At 64.4% G+C, this 17,800-nt stretch carries 16 protein-coding genes; 3 read left to right on the top strand and 13 right to left on the bottom strand.

Features of this window, described 5'->3' with window-relative positions:
- Positions 1–32: 32 nt before the first annotated feature.
- The 11 genes from E5678_RS14570 to E5678_RS14525 form a co-directional block, all read right to left on the bottom strand.
- Entirely contained in the window at positions 33–1,229 is a 1,197-nt protein-coding gene (locus E5678_RS14570) for an MFS transporter (RefSeq protein ID WP_136179195.1), read from the bottom strand.
- Positions 1,230–1,384: 155 nt separating this feature from the next.
- Positions 1,385–1,861: a hypothetical protein gene (locus tag E5678_RS14565; protein WP_247596786.1), complete on the bottom strand. Its 477-nt coding sequence runs from the start codon at positions 1,859–1,861 to the stop codon at positions 1,385–1,387.
- A gap of 246 nt (positions 1,862–2,107) precedes the next feature.
- Positions 2,108–2,869 carry an SDR family NAD(P)-dependent oxidoreductase gene (locus tag E5678_RS14560; RefSeq protein WP_136179194.1) on the bottom strand — a complete coding sequence of 254 codons (762 nt, stop codon included), beginning with the start codon at positions 2,867–2,869 and terminating at the stop codon, positions 2,108–2,110.
- A gap of 17 nt (positions 2,870–2,886) precedes the next feature.
- A complete protein-coding gene (locus tag E5678_RS14555) occupies positions 2,887–3,933 on the bottom strand; it encodes a LacI family DNA-binding transcriptional regulator (protein ID WP_136179193.1) in 1,047 nt (348 codons plus the stop codon).
- A 5-nt stretch (positions 3,934–3,938) separates the two neighbouring features.
- Positions 3,939–5,222, bottom strand: a complete 1,284-nt coding sequence (locus E5678_RS14550; protein ID WP_136179192.1) for a TRAP transporter large permease — start codon at positions 5,220–5,222, stop codon at positions 3,939–3,941.
- Between the two features lie 7 nt (positions 5,223–5,229).
- The gene (locus E5678_RS14545; RefSeq protein WP_136179191.1) at positions 5,230–5,763 is read right to left on the bottom strand and encodes a TRAP transporter small permease; all 534 of its coding nucleotides are present in this window, start codon (positions 5,761–5,763) and stop codon (positions 5,230–5,232) included.
- Between the two features lie 62 nt (positions 5,764–5,825).
- Positions 5,826–6,803, bottom strand: a complete 978-nt coding sequence (locus tag E5678_RS14540; protein WP_136179190.1) for a TRAP transporter substrate-binding protein — start codon at positions 6,801–6,803, stop codon at positions 5,826–5,828.
- Between the two features lie 493 nt (positions 6,804–7,296).
- The gene (gene tgt, locus E5678_RS14535) at positions 7,297–8,484 is read right to left on the bottom strand and encodes a tRNA guanosine(34) transglycosylase Tgt (RefSeq protein ID WP_136179189.1); all 1,188 of its coding nucleotides are present in this window, start codon (positions 8,482–8,484) and stop codon (positions 7,297–7,299) included.
- 48 nt (positions 8,485–8,532) lie between these two features.
- Positions 8,533–8,673, bottom strand: coding sequence for a hypothetical protein (locus E5678_RS22340; RefSeq protein WP_168708572.1), 141 nt, complete (start codon positions 8,671–8,673; stop codon positions 8,533–8,535).
- A gap of 215 nt (positions 8,674–8,888) precedes the next feature.
- The gene (gene queA / locus E5678_RS14530) at positions 8,889–9,986 is read right to left on the bottom strand and encodes a tRNA preQ1(34) S-adenosylmethionine ribosyltransferase-isomerase QueA (protein ID WP_136179188.1); all 1,098 of its coding nucleotides are present in this window, start codon (positions 9,984–9,986) and stop codon (positions 8,889–8,891) included.
- Between the two features lie 88 nt (positions 9,987–10,074).
- A complete protein-coding gene (locus E5678_RS14525; protein ID WP_136179187.1) occupies positions 10,075–10,695 on the bottom strand; it encodes a flavin reductase family protein in 621 nt (206 codons plus the stop codon).
- A gap of 114 nt (positions 10,696–10,809) precedes the next feature.
- Here E5678_RS14525 and recG point away from each other — a divergent pair, with 114 nt between their 5' ends.
- The 3 genes from recG to E5678_RS14510 all read left to right on the top strand — a co-directional run bounded on the left by recG (position 10,810) and on the right by E5678_RS14510 (position 15,273).
- The gene (gene recG, locus E5678_RS14520; protein WP_136179186.1) at positions 10,810–13,092 is read left to right on the top strand and encodes an ATP-dependent DNA helicase RecG; all 2,283 of its coding nucleotides are present in this window, start codon (positions 10,810–10,812) and stop codon (positions 13,090–13,092) included.
- A 146-nt stretch (positions 13,093–13,238) separates the two neighbouring features.
- Positions 13,239–14,198 (top strand): hydrogen peroxide-inducible genes activator, encoded by a 960-nt coding sequence (locus E5678_RS14515; protein WP_136179185.1) that lies wholly within the window; start codon positions 13,239–13,241, stop codon positions 14,196–14,198.
- A 160-nt stretch (positions 14,199–14,358) separates the two neighbouring features.
- Complete coding sequence (locus tag E5678_RS14510) at positions 14,359–15,273, top strand: 4-hydroxybenzoate octaprenyltransferase (protein WP_136179184.1); 915 nt, start codon at positions 14,359–14,361, stop codon at positions 15,271–15,273.
- A gap of 129 nt (positions 15,274–15,402) precedes the next feature.
- Here E5678_RS14510 and proC read toward each other — a convergent pair whose 3' ends face one another.
- Positions 15,403–16,236 carry a pyrroline-5-carboxylate reductase gene (proC, locus tag E5678_RS14505; protein ID WP_136179183.1) on the bottom strand — a complete coding sequence of 278 codons (834 nt, stop codon included), beginning with the start codon at positions 16,234–16,236 and terminating at the stop codon, positions 15,403–15,405.
- A gap of 57 nt (positions 16,237–16,293) precedes the next feature.
- Positions 16,294–17,790, bottom strand: coding sequence for a glycerol kinase GlpK (glpK, locus tag E5678_RS14500; protein WP_136179182.1), 1,497 nt, complete (start codon positions 17,788–17,790; stop codon positions 16,294–16,296).
- Positions 17,791–17,800 lie beyond the last annotated feature (10 nt).

Raw genomic sequence — 17,800 nt, 5'->3', positions numbered from 1 at the left:
CTCAAACCTCGGGAGCGGGCTCGGGCGTGAGCTCAGGCCCGCGCCGGCGCAGCCGCGTGGCGTTCCTCGCGCAGCAGGGGCCGCAACGCCCACAGCCCCAGCGCCGGGCCGATCGCCAGCCAGGGCAGCAGCGAGCCCAGCGGCACGGTTTCGCTCAACGAGACAAACAACAAGATGCTGGCAATGGAAATGGCGAAGCCGATGCTGTTGGTGAGTGTGAGCACACTGCCGACGGCCTGGGGCGGCGCGTTGCGCGCCGTGAGCGTGGAAAACTGAGGCGAGTCACCGGCCACGGTGATGCCCCACAGCACCAGCCAGCCATAAAACACCGCGTCGCCCGCCCCCAGCATCCAGGGTGTGGCCAGGCAGGACAGGCCGCTCAGGCTCAGCTGCACCCCGGCCACGCGCGCACTGCCCCAGCGCTGTGCGACCCAGCCGCCGGCCGCACAACCCAGCGCGCCGGCGCCCAACACAAAAAATGCCGTCCACGACAGCGCGGTGCCTTGCAGGCGGGTGGCCAGAATCAGCGGCACCATGACCCACATGGTGTAAAGCTCCCACATGTGACCAAAATAACCCAACACCGAGGCCCGCACCCGGCCGTCGGTCCACAGCGAGGCGAGGGCACGCCATTGCAAGGTGCTGACCTTGGCATGGGCGACGGGCGCATCGTGTGTGGCAAAGAACAGCAGCAGGCCACCGGCCGCGGCCAGTGCTGCCACGCCCAGCATCAGCGTCGGCCAGGGCAGGGCATCGCCCAGGGCGCGCAGCGCGTGTGCACTCGCCGATCCCAGCACCAGCGCACCGATCAGAAGGCCCAACGCGCCCCCCAGGCCTTTGGTGTACCACTGGGCGGCGATCTTCATGCCCACCGGGTAGATGCCCGCCAGAAACACGCCGGTGGCAAAACGCCAGACCATCAAGGCCTCATAGTTGCGCACCATGGCCCAGGCGCCCACGGTGCAGGCCGCGCCCGCCAGCGCGCAGACCAGGAACACACGGCGCGCTGAAAACCGGTCGGCAATGGCGAGCAAGGCAAACACCAATGTGCCGACGATGAAGCCGAATTGCAGCGACGAGGTGAGTGCACCCACCGCCGCATTGGCCCAGCCCAGCTCGCGCTGCAGGTCGGGCATCACGGCATTGACCGCAAACCACAGCGAGGTGCCAGCGAATTGCGCCAGCACAAGCACGGGCAGGATGTGGCGCGGTACGTGGGCTTGTGTCATGGACCGCAGCTTAAACGCGTTGCGTGCGGCTTGCTTGCTGCATAGGTGTCAAGCGGAGATGCACAAGGGTTTCCCGGAGCTTGCCTCAAGCCCCGATGATGGGTGCTGAAACGGTGTCGATGGCGCTGGTTCTGGTGAGTCGCTGTGGTGGGCGTTCATGGCCGCTGGCGCGACCAGCGATGCCATTGTCTGAGGGCCTGTCGCCGCAGCACGCGAGCGGTTCGCCAAACCAGCGATGCGCGCACCTGCGCCAGCAGACGGTCTTTCCATTGCGTCCACTGGGTGTGCCGGTGAGCGAACCAGGCCAGCTGCATCAAGGCGGGCTGGGTCAATCCAAACAGGTGGGCCACCACGGCGGTGCCCACGACTTTGGCGGCGAGGATGACCAACACGCCCGAGACCGCGTGCCCTTGAGCGATCAACCACAGTGCCACCAACTTGATGGGCAACAGGGTCAGGGCCGGCACGCCCAGCAAAGCCAGTGCCGCGTAGGGCGGCAGGCGGCGAATGGCGGTGTCGAGCCAGCGAAAGCCGGGCCACAGCGCGATGCGGGCCAACCAGCGCTGCAGCGGCTCCCAGCCCCATTCCTCAAAGAGGATGAGCAGCGCGAGCAGCCACTTGAGCGGGGACAACAGAAAAGGGATCCAGCGCACGGTAAGAGGGCTTGGGTGGCGTTGTGGAGAAGCGTTGACCCGAAGGGACATCGCTGGGTGCGAGCGATCCGCTTCGCGCTCAACGGCTCCATGCTACAGCGCTTCTGTGGCCGCCCACAGGCGAGTGCCGTGGTCCCCCGTTGTGACTCCGCCGAGGAAGTGTGCGTGGGGCGTCCGGGCTGCTGGACGCGGGGCTCCGGGCTGGGCCTGCAACACCGCGTTGGCTCAGTACATGGCCATGCCGCCGTTGATTTCCAGCACTTCGCCGGTGATGAAGGATGCGGCCTCCGACGTGAGGTACACGGTGGCGTTGGCCACGTCTTCCGGCTGGCCTTCGCGGCGCAGGGGTGTGCGCTCGACACCGGCGGCGCGGCCTTGGGGCGTGTTGAACACGTCGTGGAAACGTGTGGCGATCAGGCCGGGGGCAATGCCGTTGATGCGAATGCCCTGTGGCCCGACTTCTTTGGCGAGCGCGCGCATGTAGCTGAACAGCGCGCCCTTGGCCGCACCGTAGTGGCTGGCGCCCGGGCCGCCGCCGTCGTGTCCGGCCAGCGACGCCATGATGACCACGCTGCCCGAGCCGCGCGGCACCATGTGGCGCAAGGCTTCGCGGCAGGTCAGGAAGGCGCTGGTGAGGTTCAGGTTGATGGCCTTTTGCCAGAATTCCAGCGTCATGTCGACGCACTTCTCGCGTGCCAGCAAGCCGCCTGCGTTGGCGACCACGTGGTCCACATGACCAAAACGCGCCACGGCCTGGGCAAAGGCCTTGATCACTTCGGCTTCATCGGTCACGTCCGATTTGATGGCCAGCACGTTGTCACCCAGTTCAGCTTCCAGGGCTTTCGCTTGGTCGGCGCTGGACCAGTAGGTGAACGCCACGCGGTCGCCGCGGGCGGCTTGCGCCCGAACAATGGCTGCGCCAATGCCCGATGCGCCGCCGGTGACGAACGTGGTGGTGTGGGAAGGTGTTCCGGTTGTCGTGGTCATGTTGCTGTGGCTTCGGATTAAGAAAGGGGGGGAAGGCGCGCGGTGGATTCGCGCTGGACGAGTTCGGGTGTGAACACGAGTGAGTGGGCTTGTTCGGTGGGGTTGCTCATGCGGGCCAGCACGCGCTCGAAGGCGGCCCGGGCGAGTTCTGGCATGGGTTGCCGGACCGAGCTCAGTGCAGGGCTCATATAGCTGTCGAGAAACAGGTCGTCGATGCCCATGACGGAGATGTCTTGCGGTACACGTTTGTGGCACTGCCGCAGACCCGATACCAGGCCCAGCGCCATCAGGTCGTTCAAGGCGATGTAGCCAGTGGCGTCCGAATGGAGGGCTTGCAGCTCGATCGCGGCGCTGCGCCCGAGTTCGGCCATTTCCATTTCAATTTGGCCGTTGGGTATGTCGCCGATGTGCACGTGCAGCTGGGCGCCGGCGGCGGAGCAGGCCTTTCGCACGCCGTCCAGGCGGGCGCCGCGGCTGACCGATCGCAGGGGGGCTGTGACGTACACGATATGGCGGTGGCCCAAGGCCAGCAAGTGCTCGGCGGCGAGTTCTCCGCAGCGCTGGTTGTCGACGCTCACGTAGTCCATGTTCCAGGGCGCTTCCTGAGCGGTGCGGTCAAAGCTGACCACGGCCAGGCCGCGTTCGATGAGCGGGGCCAGGTGTTCCTGGGCTTGCAGGGCGGAGCCGATCACCATGCCGCGCACGCCCTGTGCCATGAGGGCCTGGGCGTAGGCGAGCTCGCGATCGGCTTCGCGCTGCGTGTTGCACAGCATCACGCCGTAGCCGCGTTCGTTGGCCACAGCCTCGATCTCGCGGGCGAGGGAGCCGAAAAACGGATTCGCGATGGACGGCACCAGCAGGCCGATCATGGCGAGGTGTCCAGTCTTGAGGTTGCGGGCGGACTGGTTGGGGTGAAACCCGAGCGCGGTGATGGCTTGCTGCACCCGCTCGAGGGTGTCAGGACGCATGCGGGTCTCCCGGCCGTTCAGAACGTTGGAGACCGTGCTGATGGACACGCGGGCGTGCAGGGCGACGTCTTCGATGGTGGGAGCGGAAGTTTTCATGGAATTCAGAGGTTCATCGCCCGTGGGAGCCACAGCGAGATGCCTGGGACAAAGGTCACCAGCATCAGGACGATGAGAAGGATGCAGAAGAAGGGCCACATGGCGCGCACGACCTGCTCGATTTTGAGCTTCGCGACTGCGCTGCCCACGAAGAGCACCGCGCCCACTGGGGGTGTGATGAGACCGATGCCCAGGTTGACCATCATGATCATGCCAAAGTGCACTGGATCGACGCCAATGGTTTTCATGACAGGCAACAAAATGGGCGTGAGGATCAGGATCAGCGGCGCCATGTCCATCAGGGTGCCGAGCATCAGCAGCATGACGTTGACCATCAAGAGGATCACCAACGGGTTGTCGCTGACCGCGGTCATGGCCGCCGTGATTTTCAGCGGGATCTGCATCAGCGTCATCATGTAGCCGAAGCTGGCCGCAAAGCCGATCAGGATCATGACAATGCACACGGTCTTGACGGTGCGGTGCACGAGCTTGGGCAGGTCAGACCACTTGTAGTCGCGGTAGATAAACATGGTCACGAAAAATGCCCAGAGCACCGCAATCGACGCCGACTCCGTGGCGGTGAACACGCCCGACAGGATGCCGCCCAGGATGATGAACATGGTCATCAGGCCCCACAGGGCATCGGCGCAGATGTGCAAAGCTTCGCGCATGGGAATGACCCGGCCTTTGGGGAAGTTGCGCTTGCGTGCCACGTACAGGCAGTAGGTGCACAGGCTCAGGCCCAACAGCAGGCCAGGCAACACGCCAGCGAGGAACAAGGCGGCCACCGACACAGTGCCCCCTGCCGCCATGGAGTAGATGACCGCGTTGTGGCTCGGCGGAATCAGAATGGCCTGCACTGAACCGCTCACGGTGACTGCTGTGGCGAAGGAACGGGGGTAGCCGTTTTTCTCCATTTCGGGAATGAGCACCGAGCCAATGGACGCCGTGTCGGCCACCGACGAGCCCGAGATCGCGCCAAAGAAGGTGGATGCAAGGATGTTGACCAGCGACAGGCCGCCTTGCACGAAGCCCACGAGCACACCGGCAAACGCCACCAGCCGGCGCGCCATACCGCCTTCGGCCATGATGGCGCCGGCCAGAACGAAGCAGGGAATGGCCAGCAGCGAAAATTTGTTGACGCCACTGGCAATCTGGATCATCACGCCGTCGAGCGGCAGATCGATCCACCAGGCACCCACCAGGGCTGCGAGGCCGAGCGCAAAGGCCACGGGCATGCCGATCAGCATGAAGATGGCAAAGCTGCCCAGCAAGATCAAGGTATCCATGTCCATCTCAGTTCGCCTGTGCGTTGGGAGCCACGTCGTCGTGGTCAAAGGTGACCACGGCGCGATGATTCTGGGGCCCCAGCAAGGCGTGCTCCAGAACGAAGAGCAGGATCAGGCCGCTGCCGATGGGCAGCGGCAGGTAGGTGTAGCCCACGGGCAGCCAGGGCAATTCCGCCAGTGCCTGGCGCATGGTTTCCATCGAGAGCTTGGTGCCCCACACCATCACGAACAGGCAGATGGCGATCATCAATGCGTGGACCACCTTGACGCACAGCCATTGCAGCGGCTTGGGCAAATAGTCGGTCAGCATACCCACGGCGATGTGACCCGAAGCCCGGTAGGTGGCAGCGGCGCCAAAGAAGGTGAAGGTCACCATCAGCAAGACCGCGACCGGCTCCGGCCAATTGGACCCGGTCCCCAGCACATAGCGCGCGTAGATGCCCCACGGGATGATCAGGCTCATCAAGATGATGGCGATGCCCGATATCCAGATGCAGGCCAGGTAGATGCGGTCCAGCAGGCGGTGGATGGTTTCGATCATGGTGATTTGTGCAGCAGCAACAACGCCCTGGGCGCATGGCGCCTGGGGCGTTGTGGGGTGGCTTACTTTGTGGCTTCGATGCGCTTGATCAGGTCAGCGTATTGGGAGCCGTACTTCGCGCGCATCGGGGCGGTTGCGTCATAGAAGGGCTTTTTGTCGAGGGTGACAAACTGGATGCCGTAGGCCTTGAGCTTGGCGGTGTAGTCGCCGACCGATTTGTCCCACAGCGCACGCTGTTCCATCTGGGCTTCGCGCGAAAACTTCATCACCAGCGCCTGCTCGTCTTTCGAAAACTTGTCCCAGGTGATCTTGGACATCACGAACAGCTCGGGAATGATCAGGTGGGTGGTTTGCGAATAAAACTTGGGGCCGGCGGTGTACTGGTTGCTGGCGAAGAATGTGGGCGGGTTGTTTTCCGCGCCATCCACCACGCCGGTCTGCAAGGCGCTGAAGGTGTCGTTGTGGCCCATGCTGATGCCATTGCCACCCATAGCGTTCATCATTTCCACAAACATGGGGTTGCCCATGACGCGGATTTTTTGACCTTTCAGGTCGTCGGGCGTCTTGATGGCGTTCTTGGTGTACATGCTGCGTGAGCCGCTGTCCATCCAGCCAAGGCCGACCAGTTTTGCCGAGCTGGCGGTGATCTTGTCGAGAATTTCCTTGCCGATCGGGCCGTCGATCACGGCACGCATGTGGCCCTCATCGCGGAACAAGAATGGCAGGTTGAACACGTTGACGTCGGGCACCACCGGGCCCATGGGGCCCAAGGAGATGCGGGCGATCTGCAGAGCGCCGACCTGGGCCTGTTCAATCATTTCCTTTTCACTGCCCAGCACACCACCGGGGTACATCTGGAACTTGAATTTCCCGTTGGTCGCCGCCTCAAGCTTCTTGCCCATGTTCTCGAGCGCCACCACGTTGGGGTAGCCAGCCGGTTGAACGTCGGACACCTTGATGATGGTTTGCGCCATCGCGGCGGCGGGAAGGGTCAAGGCGAGGCAGGTTGCGGTGCGGCGCAGCCATTGGGTTGAGGTCATGTTTGTCTCCTGTGGGTTGGGGCGGAAGAATGGTCTGGATCAAGGTCTAAACGCCTGATTTCTCGTTGTGTAACGATTTACTAACGTGACTGTATCGTTTTACAAAGCAATAATAATTGGGGATTTCCCTATCGATTGGCGGCATGACAGACGGGGATCGTCTTGTCCTCGAGGGGGCCGAGACCGTTGCCACGCGGATGCGTCAGGCGCGGCTGGCGAGCGCCCATGACGGGCCTGGTAGCGCGGGTTGCGCCGGTTCGGAGGCGCGCTGACCGGGCGCCTTGTGTCGGTTTTGGTGCTCAGGCCGCCGCTGAGGATACGCGGCCCCTGAACTGCTGACGATCACCCCAGGAAAGGGCGCCGAGCGACGCTGCCCGGTCCGGGTTGGCCGGGAGCGCGTTGAACCGGCTTCCCTGCAAAGGGACGCGCTGGTCGCCTGCGATGGCTGGGGTTGTTTGCCCCAACCGCACCCTGGGGAATCTGCGAACGGTGCTTAGACGCCGCGCGCTCTGTCGCTTTTGAACTGGGCCCGGAACGCTTCAAACCGCCCGCCGTCCAGCGCTTCACGCACCTCGCGCATGAGGTTGAGGTAGTAGTGCAGGTTGTGCACGGTGGCGAGCATGGGTCCGAGCATCTCGCCGCAGCGGTCGAGGTGGTGCAGGTAGGCGCGGCTGAAGCCGGCTCGACCGCCCTGGTCCCAGCTCACGCCGCCGATACCAGAGGGGCCTGATGGCGTGCCCGCGCAGGCGTAGCAGGTGCAGGAGGTGTCCAGCGGCTGGTGGTCACTCTTGTGGCGCGCGTTGCGCAGCTTCAGATCGCCAAAGCGGGTGAACAGGGTGCCATTGCGCGCATTGCGCGTGGGCATGACGCAGTCGAACATGTCCACACCATCGGCCACGCCCTGCACCAGGTCTTCCGGCGTGCCCACGCCCATCAAATAACGTGGCTTGTGGGCGGGCAGGCGGTGCGGCGTGTGCGCCATGATCTGCAGCATTTGTTCTTTGGGCTCGCCCACGCTGACGCCGCCCACGGCGTAGCCAGGGAAATCCATCTCCACGAGCGCATCTAGCGATTCCTGGCGCAGGCTTTCAAACATGCCGCCCTGCACAATGCCGAAAAGTGCGTTGGGGTTTTCCAGCCGGGCGAACTCGTCTTTGGAGCGCACAGCCCAGCGCCGGCTCATCTCCATGCTTTTGCGGGCCTCGGCCTCGGTGGTGAGGTGGCCGTTGGTCTCATACGGTGTGCATTCATCGAGCTGCATCACGATGTCGCTGTTCAGCCCGGTCTGGATCTGCATGCTGACCTCGGGTGACATGAAGAGCTTGTCACCGTTGACGGGGCTGTTGAAGGTCACGCCTTCTTCGGTGATCTTGCGCATGGCGCCCAGGCTCCAGACCTGGAAGCCGCCCGAGTCGGTGAGGATGGGCTTGTGCCATTGTTCGAAGCCATGCAGGCCACCGAAGCTTTTCATCACGTCCTGGCCGGGGCGCATCCACAAATGGAAGGTGTTGCCCAGGATGATCTGTGCGCCCATGTCGTGCAGGCTTTGGGGCATGACGCCCTTGACCGTGCCGTAGGTGCCCACGGGCATGAAGATGGGGGTTTCAACCACGCCGTGGTTGAGCGTGAGGCGGCCGCGGCGGGCGTGGCCTTCGGTCTTGAGCAGTTCAAATTGGAGCATGGGCGACATTGTCGCCGAGCGCCCGGTCGAAGCGTTGGGGAAGGGTGTTTACTGCACGGGAGCAACGCTGGTGGTGACCGCCGCCTGTTCGGATTCATGGGCGGATCCTTCGGCGTTGTTCCAGCCCCAGGCCATCAACACAGCCAGGGTCAACGACAAAAACAAAGCCAAGCCCAGGCGAACCAACATTTCGATCAAATCAAACCCCACAGCGCTAACAGTCCAGCCGCCTATTGTCGGTGCTCAAGGCGGAATGCCAAGTTTTCGACCAGATGAAGGTGTTACAAATCCCTGCGGAGCGGTACTGTTGCCGTTGGTTGTCGCGCATTTTTAACAATTCGTGCAGAAAGGATGCGAATGCCGGGCGACAGGCGACAGGCGACAGGCGACACGCCATCTGCCAATCAGGGTGGCGATCGCTGGAGCAGCATGGCATCGCCATAGCTGAAGAATCGGTAGCGCTGGGCGACCGCATGGGCGTACAAGGCCATCACATGCTCGTAGCCGGCCAGGGCGCTGACCAGCATCATCAACGTCGACTTGGGCAGGTGGAAGTTGGTGACCAGCAGGTCCACCACCTGGAAATCAAATCCGGGCGTGATGAAAATGTTGGTGTCGCCCTGGGTGTCGCCCGAGCGCGCCCAGCTCTCCAGCGTGCGCACAGTGGTTGTGCCAACCGCGACGATCCGGCCACCGCGCGCGCGGCAGTCGGCGATGGCCTGCACGGTTTCGGGCGGTATCGCGTACCGCTCGTGGTGCATCACGTGTTCGCTGATCTGCTCGGTTTTCATGGGGGCAAAGGTGCCGGCTCCCACGTGCAGGGTCACGCTGGCGCGCTGAACACCGCGTGCATCGAGCGCCGAGAGCACCCCTTCGTCAAAGTGCAGCGCGGCGGTGGGCGCGGCCACGGCGCCGGGTACGCGGGCAAATACCGTCTGGTAGCGGCGTTCGTCATCGGCGTCGTCTGCGTGGGTGATGTAGGGCGGCAGCGGCACATGGCCGTGGCGCTCCATCAGCTCATAGGGCGTTTCGCCGGCCGGCCCTTGCAGGCGCAGGCGAAACAGCTGGCCCTGTGCGTCTGGCCAGCGGTCGATGAAGGTGGCGTCGAATCCACCGCCGTGGAGCCCTCCCACCAGATGCAACAGCCCACCGGGTTGGGGCTTTTTGCTGACCCGGAAATGCACCACCACCTCGTTTTCGCTGCCGTCGCTGGCTTCGTGAGGCAACAACACCCGCTCGATCAGGATCTCGAACTTGCCCCCGCTGGCCTTCTCGCCGAAGAGCCGGGCCTTGACCACCTGGGTGTCGTTGAATACCAGCAGATCGCCGGCGCGCAATTGATCGGGCAGTTCGCGAAAGATGCGGTCGGCAGGGGCATCGCCGGTGCCATCCAGCAAGCGGGACGCGCTGCGTTCCGCGGCAGGGTGCTGGGCGATCAGCTCGTCGGGCAGGGAGAAGTCAAAGTCGGCGACGGTGAAGTCGCGAGGGGGCGCTGGGTGCATGTGTCTTGAGGGCCGGACAGACCCGTTCCAAGGTGAAAATTGGGGAAAGGCGCCGATTGTGGCAGAGGCCAGGAGCCTGCGCGTCAGCTCAGCGGGGACGGTAGAGCTTGAACAGCTGCTCGGGTCCGATGCTGAAATAGTCGGCCGGGCCGCCGCCGCGCAAAACATGCTCTGCGTTGGCTGTGTCGTACATACCGTCTTTCAGCAGCCGCTGGGCAATGTGCACACCCACCACTTCGCCCAAGATCAGCCAGCTCTCGACGGGCTCGCCCAGCGCCGAGGTCAGCTGGATCATTTGGGTCAGACGGCATTCGAAGGCCACAGGGCTCTCCTGCACCCGAGGCACCTTCACCAGGCGAGAGGCGGCGGGCGTGAGGCCCGCCAGTGCGAATTCATCGACCTCGGGCCCCACCGCGGCGCAGGTCTGGTTCATGGCCTCGACCAGCGGACGGGTGACCAGGTTCCAGACAAATTCGCCCGTGGCTTCGATGTTGCGCACCGAGTCTTTGTAGCCGATGCTGGAGAAGCCCACGATCGGCGGCGTGTAGTTGAACGCATTGAAGAAGCTGTAGGGCGCCAGGTTGAGCACGCCCTCAGCGCCGCAGGTCGAGACCCAGCCGATGGGCCTGGGGCCCACGATGGCGTTGAAGGGGTCGTGGGGCAGGCCGTGGCCCTGTGCGGGTTCGTAAAAATGCTCGGCTTCGGTCATGGTGCGGTCTTCCGGGGTGAGGTCTAGATGCTAGAGCAGGCGCCGCGCCCGCGCTGTCGCCCCTGGGTTTGGCCGATGCAATTGCAGGGGTACAAGGCCGGGCACAATGCGCACATGCCTGCCCCGATCGACAGCAAGTCCGCAGCCCCCGCGTTGTCTGCGCCTCAGAAAGCCCTGCGCAAGCTGGGCCTGGTGCGGGACATCGACCTGGCGCTGCATTTGCCGCTGCGTTACGAAGACGAAACCCGCATCGTGAAGCTCAGTGATGCGCGTGAAGGCCAGACGGTGCAGGTGGAAGGCACCGTGGTGGACAGCGAGGTGAGCTTTCGCCCCCGGCGCCAGCTGCTGGTCACCCTGGACGACGGCAGTGACACCTGCACCCTGCGGTTTTTCAGCTTTTACCCATCGCACCAGAACGCATTGGCCGTGGGGGCGCGCGTGCGGGTGCGGGGCGAAGTGCGCGGCGGCTTCATGGGGCGCACGATGATGCACCCTTCGTTTCACGCGGCCGGGGGCGAGCTGCCCGATGCACTCACGCCGGTGTACCCCACCAGCGCGCAGCTGCCCCAGGCCTACCTGCGCAAGGCGGTGGCCAGCGGTTTGCGGCGGGCCGACCTGTCGGAGACGGTGCCGCCCGCCTTGTTGCACAGCCTGGCAGATGTGGTGCGCAACGCGGACGGTCCCCTGTTCACCCTGCGCGATGCGCTGGCTTACCTGCACCACCCGGGGCCCGAGGTGTCGCTGGACGCGCTGGAAGACCGCAGCCACCCGGCCTGGCAACGCCTCAAGGCCGAAGAGCTCCTGGCGCAACAGCTGTCGCAGCTGGTCGCCAAGCGGGAGCGCGACGCTTTACGCGCCCCTGCCTTGCGGGCCAAGCCGGGCGGGTTGCACGAACAGTTGCTTGCCGTCCTGCCCTTTTCCCTAACGGCCGCCCAGCGCAGGGTAGGCGATGAGATCGCCAGCGATCTCGCACGCCAAGTGCCCATGCACCGATTGCTGCAAGGCGATGTGGGCTCCGGAAAAACAGTGGTGGCGGCCTTGGCGGCCACCATTGCCATGGATGCCGGCTGGCAATGCGCGCTCATGGCGCCCACGGAAATTCTCGCCGAACAGCATTTTTCCAAACTCATCGGCTGGCTGGAGCCGCTGCTCTCGCCATTGGGCAAACGCGTGGCCTGGCTCACCGGCGGCCAGAAAAAGAAGCAACGCACCGAGATGTTGGCCCTGATCGCCAGCGGCGAGGCTGCTTTGGTGGTGGGCACCCACGCCGTGATCCAGGATCAGGTGCAATTTCGAAACCTTGCCTTGGCCATCATTGACGAACAACACCGCTTTGGCGTGGCCCAGCGCCTGGCGCTCAGAAGCAAGATGGGGCCTGGAGTGGCGTTGACTGAGCAAAGCCCAGAACGCCGCGGATCTGGCTCTGCCAGTTCGCCAGCGTTGCCCCTTGAGGGGCGGAGTGGCGACGCGAAGCGCGCAACCGATGGGGGGGAGACCAATTCAGGCCGCGGATCTGGCTCTGCCAGTTCGCCAGCGTTGCCCCTCGAGGGGCGGGCTGATCTCGAGCCCCATTTGCTCATGATGACCGCCACCCCGATACCGCGAACCCTCGCGATGAGCTACTACGCCGACCTCGATGTGTCCACCATCGACGAGCTGCCCCCAGGGCGAACGCCCATCTTGACCAAGGTGATGTCGGACCAGCGGCGGGATGACGTGATCGAGCGCATTGGCGCGCAAGTGGCCGAAGGCCGTCAGGTGTACTGGGTGTGCCCGCTGATCGAAGAAAGCGAAGCGCTGGATTTGTCCAATGCCACCCAGACACACGCCGATCTGAGCGAAGCCTTGCCGGGCGTGCTGGTGGGCCTGCTGCATTCGCGCATGACCTCACCAGAAAAGAAGGTGGTCATGGACATGTTCAAGGCCGGCCACATGGGCTTGCTGGTGTCCACCACGGTGATTGAGGTGGGGGTGGATGTGCCCAACGCCTCACTCATGGTGATCGAACACGCCGAGCGCTTCGGCCTGAGCCAGCTGCACCAGTTGCGCGGCCGGGTCGGGCGGGGCGCTGCGGCATCGGCCTGCGTATTGATCTACTCCCCCCCTGAGGGTGGCCGCCTCAGCGAAACGGCGCGCGAGCGGCTCAAGGCCATGGCCGAGACCAACGACGGTTTCGAGATCGCCCGGCGCGACCTCGAAATCCGTGGTCCGGGCGAGTTCATGGGCGCGCGCCAGTCGGGTGCCGCCATGCTGCGCTTTGCCGATCTGGAGACCGACGGGCATTTGTTGGCCTGGGCGCGGGAAGCCGCCGCTCAGATGTTGGTGAAGAACCCGGAGGCCGCCGAGAAACATTCGGCACGCTGGCTGGGCACCAAGGCCGAATTCCTCAAAGCCTGAAAAAAACACCCCTCTCTGGCGAGGAATTCAATCAAGGATGCGGTGGAACCGGCTTTGCCGGGCCACTCGCATCGCCCCCTTGGGGGTGACGCCGCAGGCGGCGCGGGGGATTCGATTCCTGTGGCGCAGGGGGGCACAATACGCCCATGACCCTGACCGAACTCAAGTACATCGTGGCCGTGGCCCGCGAAAAGCACTTTGGCAAAGCCGCCGAAGCCTGTTTCGTGTCGCAGCCCACCTTGTCCGTGGCCATCAAAAAGCTGGAAGAGGAGCTGGAGCTCAAAATTTTTGAGCGCAATGCCAGTGAGATCGCGATCACGCCGCTGGGTGAAGAGATCGTGCGCCAGGCGCAAACGGTGCTGGAGCAGGCCGCGAGCATCAAGGAAATCGCCAAGCGCGGCAAAGATCCATTGGCCGGCCCGCTGCGCCTGGGGGTGATCTACACCATTGGCCCTTACCTGCTGCCCAACCTCGTGCGCCAGGTGATCGAGCGCACTCCGCAGATGCCGCTGATGCTGCAGGAGAATTTCACGGTGAGGCTGCTGGAGCAGCTGCGCCTGGGCGAGATCGATTGCGCCATCCTGGCCGAGCCGTTCCCGGAAACCAACCTGGCCATGGCGCCGCTTTACGACGAGCCGTTTCTGGCGGCGGTCCCGGTGGGTCATCCGCTGGCGCAGCAAACCACCATCACGTCCGAGGAGCTCAAGCGCGAAACCATGCTGTTGCTGGGCACCGGCCATTGTTTTCGGGACCATGTGCTGGAAGTCTGCCCCGAGTTCGCGCGCTTTTCGAACGACACCGAAGGCATCCGCAAGAGCTTCGAAGGCTCGTCGCTGGAAACCATCAAACACATGGTGGCGGCCGGTATGGGCGTGACACTGGTGCCCCGCCTGTCGGTGCCCACCTCGGCGCTGAATGGCAGTCCGGCAGACGAACAGGATTTCGGTGACTCGTCGTTTGTGCGCTACCTGCCGTTCAAGGGCGAAGCGCCGACACGGCGCGTGGTGCTGGCCTGGCGCCGCAGCTTTACCCGCTACGAAGCCATCGCCGAACTGCGCAATGCCATTTACGCCTGCGAACTGCCGGGCGTCAAACGGCTGTCCTGACACCGGGCCTCCCCTACACTTGTTGGGGCCGTCTTCAGGCGGTATCTGGATGTGCCCCACGATGTTTGCGGCGCCACCACGCCCCTGTGTGCGTGGTCTTGACGCCATCTGTCTCTGAGCCGCCCAGCCATAGGCTCGCTACCTTCGCTTTTTTACTCGTGTGAAAAACAAACTCAAACTCTATCTGGACCTGATCCGCTGGAACCGTCCCGCAGGCTGGTTGCTCTTGCTCTGGCCCTCGCTGGCCGCGCTGTGGCTCGCGGCCGACGGTTTTCCTGGACTGCACCTCACGCTGGTATTCGGTTTGGGCACGGTCCTCATGCGCAGTGCGGGCTGCTGCGTGAACGATGTGGCCGACCGCGAATTTGATCTGCACGTCAAACGCACCGCGCAGCGACCCGTGACCAGTGGCCGTATCGGCGTGAAAGAAGCTTTGGGCTTGGGGGCGGTGCTGGCCTTCGTCGCCTTCCTGCTGGTGCTGACCACCAACCTCGCCACCATCGTCTGGTCTTTTGTGGGTCTGGCACTGGCCGTGATCTACCCCTATGCCAAACGCCATGTCTCCATGCCGCAGGCGGTGCTGGGGGTTGCGTTCAGTTTTGGGATACCCATGGCGTTTGCTGCAGTAACGGCTGGGCCGGCTTGGGAGCTGTTCGATCCGTCCGCTGGAGGGGTGTTGACGCCCGCGGGGTTTTGGGACGCTGTGCCCTGGCAGGCCTGGGCGCTGATGGTGGGCAACCTGTTCTGGGTACTGGCATATGACACCGAATACGCCATGGTGGACCGCGACGACGATCTCAAGATCGGCATGAAAACCTCGGCCATCACGCTGGGCGACTGGGACGTGGCGGCGGTGATCGGGTTCTACCTGGTGTGGCTGGCCGTCTGGACCGCCACGCTGTGGGGGCGCGTGAACCCATGGGTGTGGGGCGCGATGCTGGTTGCGGCCTTGGCCCAGGTGGCATGGCACCACCGCCTGATCAAAGGCCGCACGCGCGAAGGTTGTTTCGTCGCTTTCCGCCAGAACCACTGGCTGGGGTTCACGGTGTTTCTCGGGGTGGTGCTCGGCGTTTGACGGCCGGGGCCATGGCAATCCTCGATGCCAGCTCGGCCGTCACGTCCGGTCCGGATCCGTCGGGTCCATTGGGATGGTCGTGACGAGCCTTTTCAGGGGGCGATTGAAGACACCGCAGCGGATGGGTTTTTACCCTCCGAACTCCACGCCCAGTTCCTCCGCCCGCTTGTGAGCGGCGTGCATGGCCTTCGTGAAGTTTTCTTTGATCTGGCTGGCCTCCATCGACGTGAGCGCCGCGTAAGTGGTGCCCCCTTTCGATGTAACCCGTGCCCGCATTGTTTGCAGCGTCTCGTTGGCTTGCTGCGCCAGCGCGGTGGCGCCGGCAAAGGTGCCCATGGCCAGGCGCTGGGCCAGCTCGGGCGGCAAGCCCATTTCGGCGCCGGCATCCCGCATGGCTTCCAGGAAATAGAAAACGTAGGCCGGGCCTGAGCCAGACAAGGCGGTCACCGCATCGAGCTGGGTTTCGGCGCTCACCCAGATCAGTTCACCTGTGGTTTTGATCACCGTTTCCACCAAGCCGCGCTCTGCTGCGCTCACGGCATCGCGGGCATACAGGCCGGTCATGCCCAGGCCGACCAGGGCTGGCGTGTTGGGCATGGCGCGCACGATGCGCTCGGTCTTCAGCCAGCCCGCCATGCTTTCGCTGGTGATGCCGGCGGCGACGCTCAGGTGCAGAGCGTCGCCCAGATGCGGGCCGGCCTCGAGGGCAGCCTCCTTGAAGGTCTGGGGCTTCACCGCCCACACCACCAAGTCGGATGCGTGCAGTGCGTCGCTCGCGGCCTCGTGCACCCGCAGGCCGGGGAATTGTTCGCCCAAGCGGGCGCGTTGCGCATCCCAGGGCTCGATCACCTGCAAGGCGGATGTGGGATGGCCCTTCTGGAGCAGTCCTCCCAGGATGGCGCTGGCCATGTTGCCGCCGCCGACGAAGGTGATGAAAGGATGGGAGGAGGAGGTGGTGCTCATACCGCCATTGTGCCGCCCCAAGCCGCCCCAAGGTGCTTCAGGCAAGGGCGGGCAAGTTCAGACCGCCACGGTCTGGCGCACAGCCCGCTCCCAGGCCGCCATCTTTTCTGCGGCTACCTCACGGGACATCTGGGGCTCAAATGTGCGTTCGGCCCGCCATTGTTGCGACAACTCGTCCAACCCGGCGTACAGCCCGGTGTGCAGCCCGGCCAGGTAGGCCGCCCCCAGGGCCGTGGTTTCGATCACGGCGGGGCGCACCACCGGAATGCCCAGCAAGTCGGCCTGGAACTGCATCAACAAATCGTTGACGCAGGCTCCGCCGTCGACCCGCAGTTGATTCACCTTGATGCCGCCGGCGGCCACCGAATCGCGGCTCATGGCCGAGAGCAGCGCGGCGCTTTGAAAGGCGATGCTCTCCAGCGCAGCGCGCGCGATGTGGGCCACCGTGGTACCGCGGGTGAGGCCGGTGAGGCTGCCCCGGCTGTCGGGTTGCCAATATGGCGCGCCCAAGCCGGTGAAGGCGGGCACCAGCACCACGCCGCCCGTGTCGGGCACCGTTTCGGCCAGAGCCTGAACTTCGCTGCTGGACCTGATCGCGTTGAGGCCGTCGCGCAGCCACTGGATCACGGCGCCCCCAATGAACACGCTGCCCTCCAGCGCGTATTGCGGTGCCCCGGGGGGCTGGGCCGCAGCCGTGGTGATCAGCCCGTTTTCGCTGAGCTGGAAGCGCTCGCCGGTGTGCATCAGCATGAAGCAGCCGGTACCGTAGGTGTTTTTCGCCATGCCGGCCTGGAAGCAGGCCTGGCCGAAGAGGGCGCTTTGCTGGTCGCCGGCCACGCCGCCAATGACCATCGGCGCGCCCAGCCATTCGGCCTGGGTGTGGCCGAACTCGGCGGCCGACGGCAGGGCCTCTGGCATCAGGCTGGCTGGGATGTGCAAGGCGTCCAGCAGTTCGCTGTCCCAGGTGCGGGTGTGGATGTTGAACAGCATCGTGCGGGCCGCATTGCTGTGGTCGGTCGCGTGCACGGCACCACCGGTGAGCTTCCAGATCAGCCAGCTGTCCACCGTGCCAAAAGCCAGCTCACCGCGCTCCGCCTGGGCCCGGGCGCCGGCCACGTTGTCCAGGATCCACTGCAGTTTGGTGCCTGAGAAATAGGCATCGATGCGCAGCCCGGTTTTCTGCAACACGGTGTCGTTCATGCCCGCGTCGCGCAGCTTCACGCAGGCGGCTTCTGCCCGGCGGTCTTGCCAGACGATGGCGTTGTACACCGGTTCGCCAGTTTTGCGGTTCCAGACCACCGTGGTCTCGCGCTGATTGGTGATCCCAATGGCCCGAATGTCCGCCGCGCTCAGGCCGGCTTCTTTCATGGCCTGGCGCGCCGTGTCCAGCTGGGTGCTCCAGAGCGTGAGCGGATCGTGTTCGACCCAGCCCGGTTGTGGGTAGATCTGCGGAAACTCTTGTTGCGCCATCGCGACCACGCGGCCGGCGCGGTCAAAAACGATGCTGCGGGAGCTGGAAGTGCCCTGGTCCAGGGCCAACAGGTAATTGCTCATGGGGTGGGTC

The organism is Hydrogenophaga sp. PAMC20947, assembly GCF_004795855.1.
Taxonomy (GTDB): Bacteria; Pseudomonadota; Gammaproteobacteria; order Burkholderiales; family Burkholderiaceae_C; genus Hydrogenophaga.
This window is presented reverse-complemented; position numbering and strand designations above follow the sequence as displayed.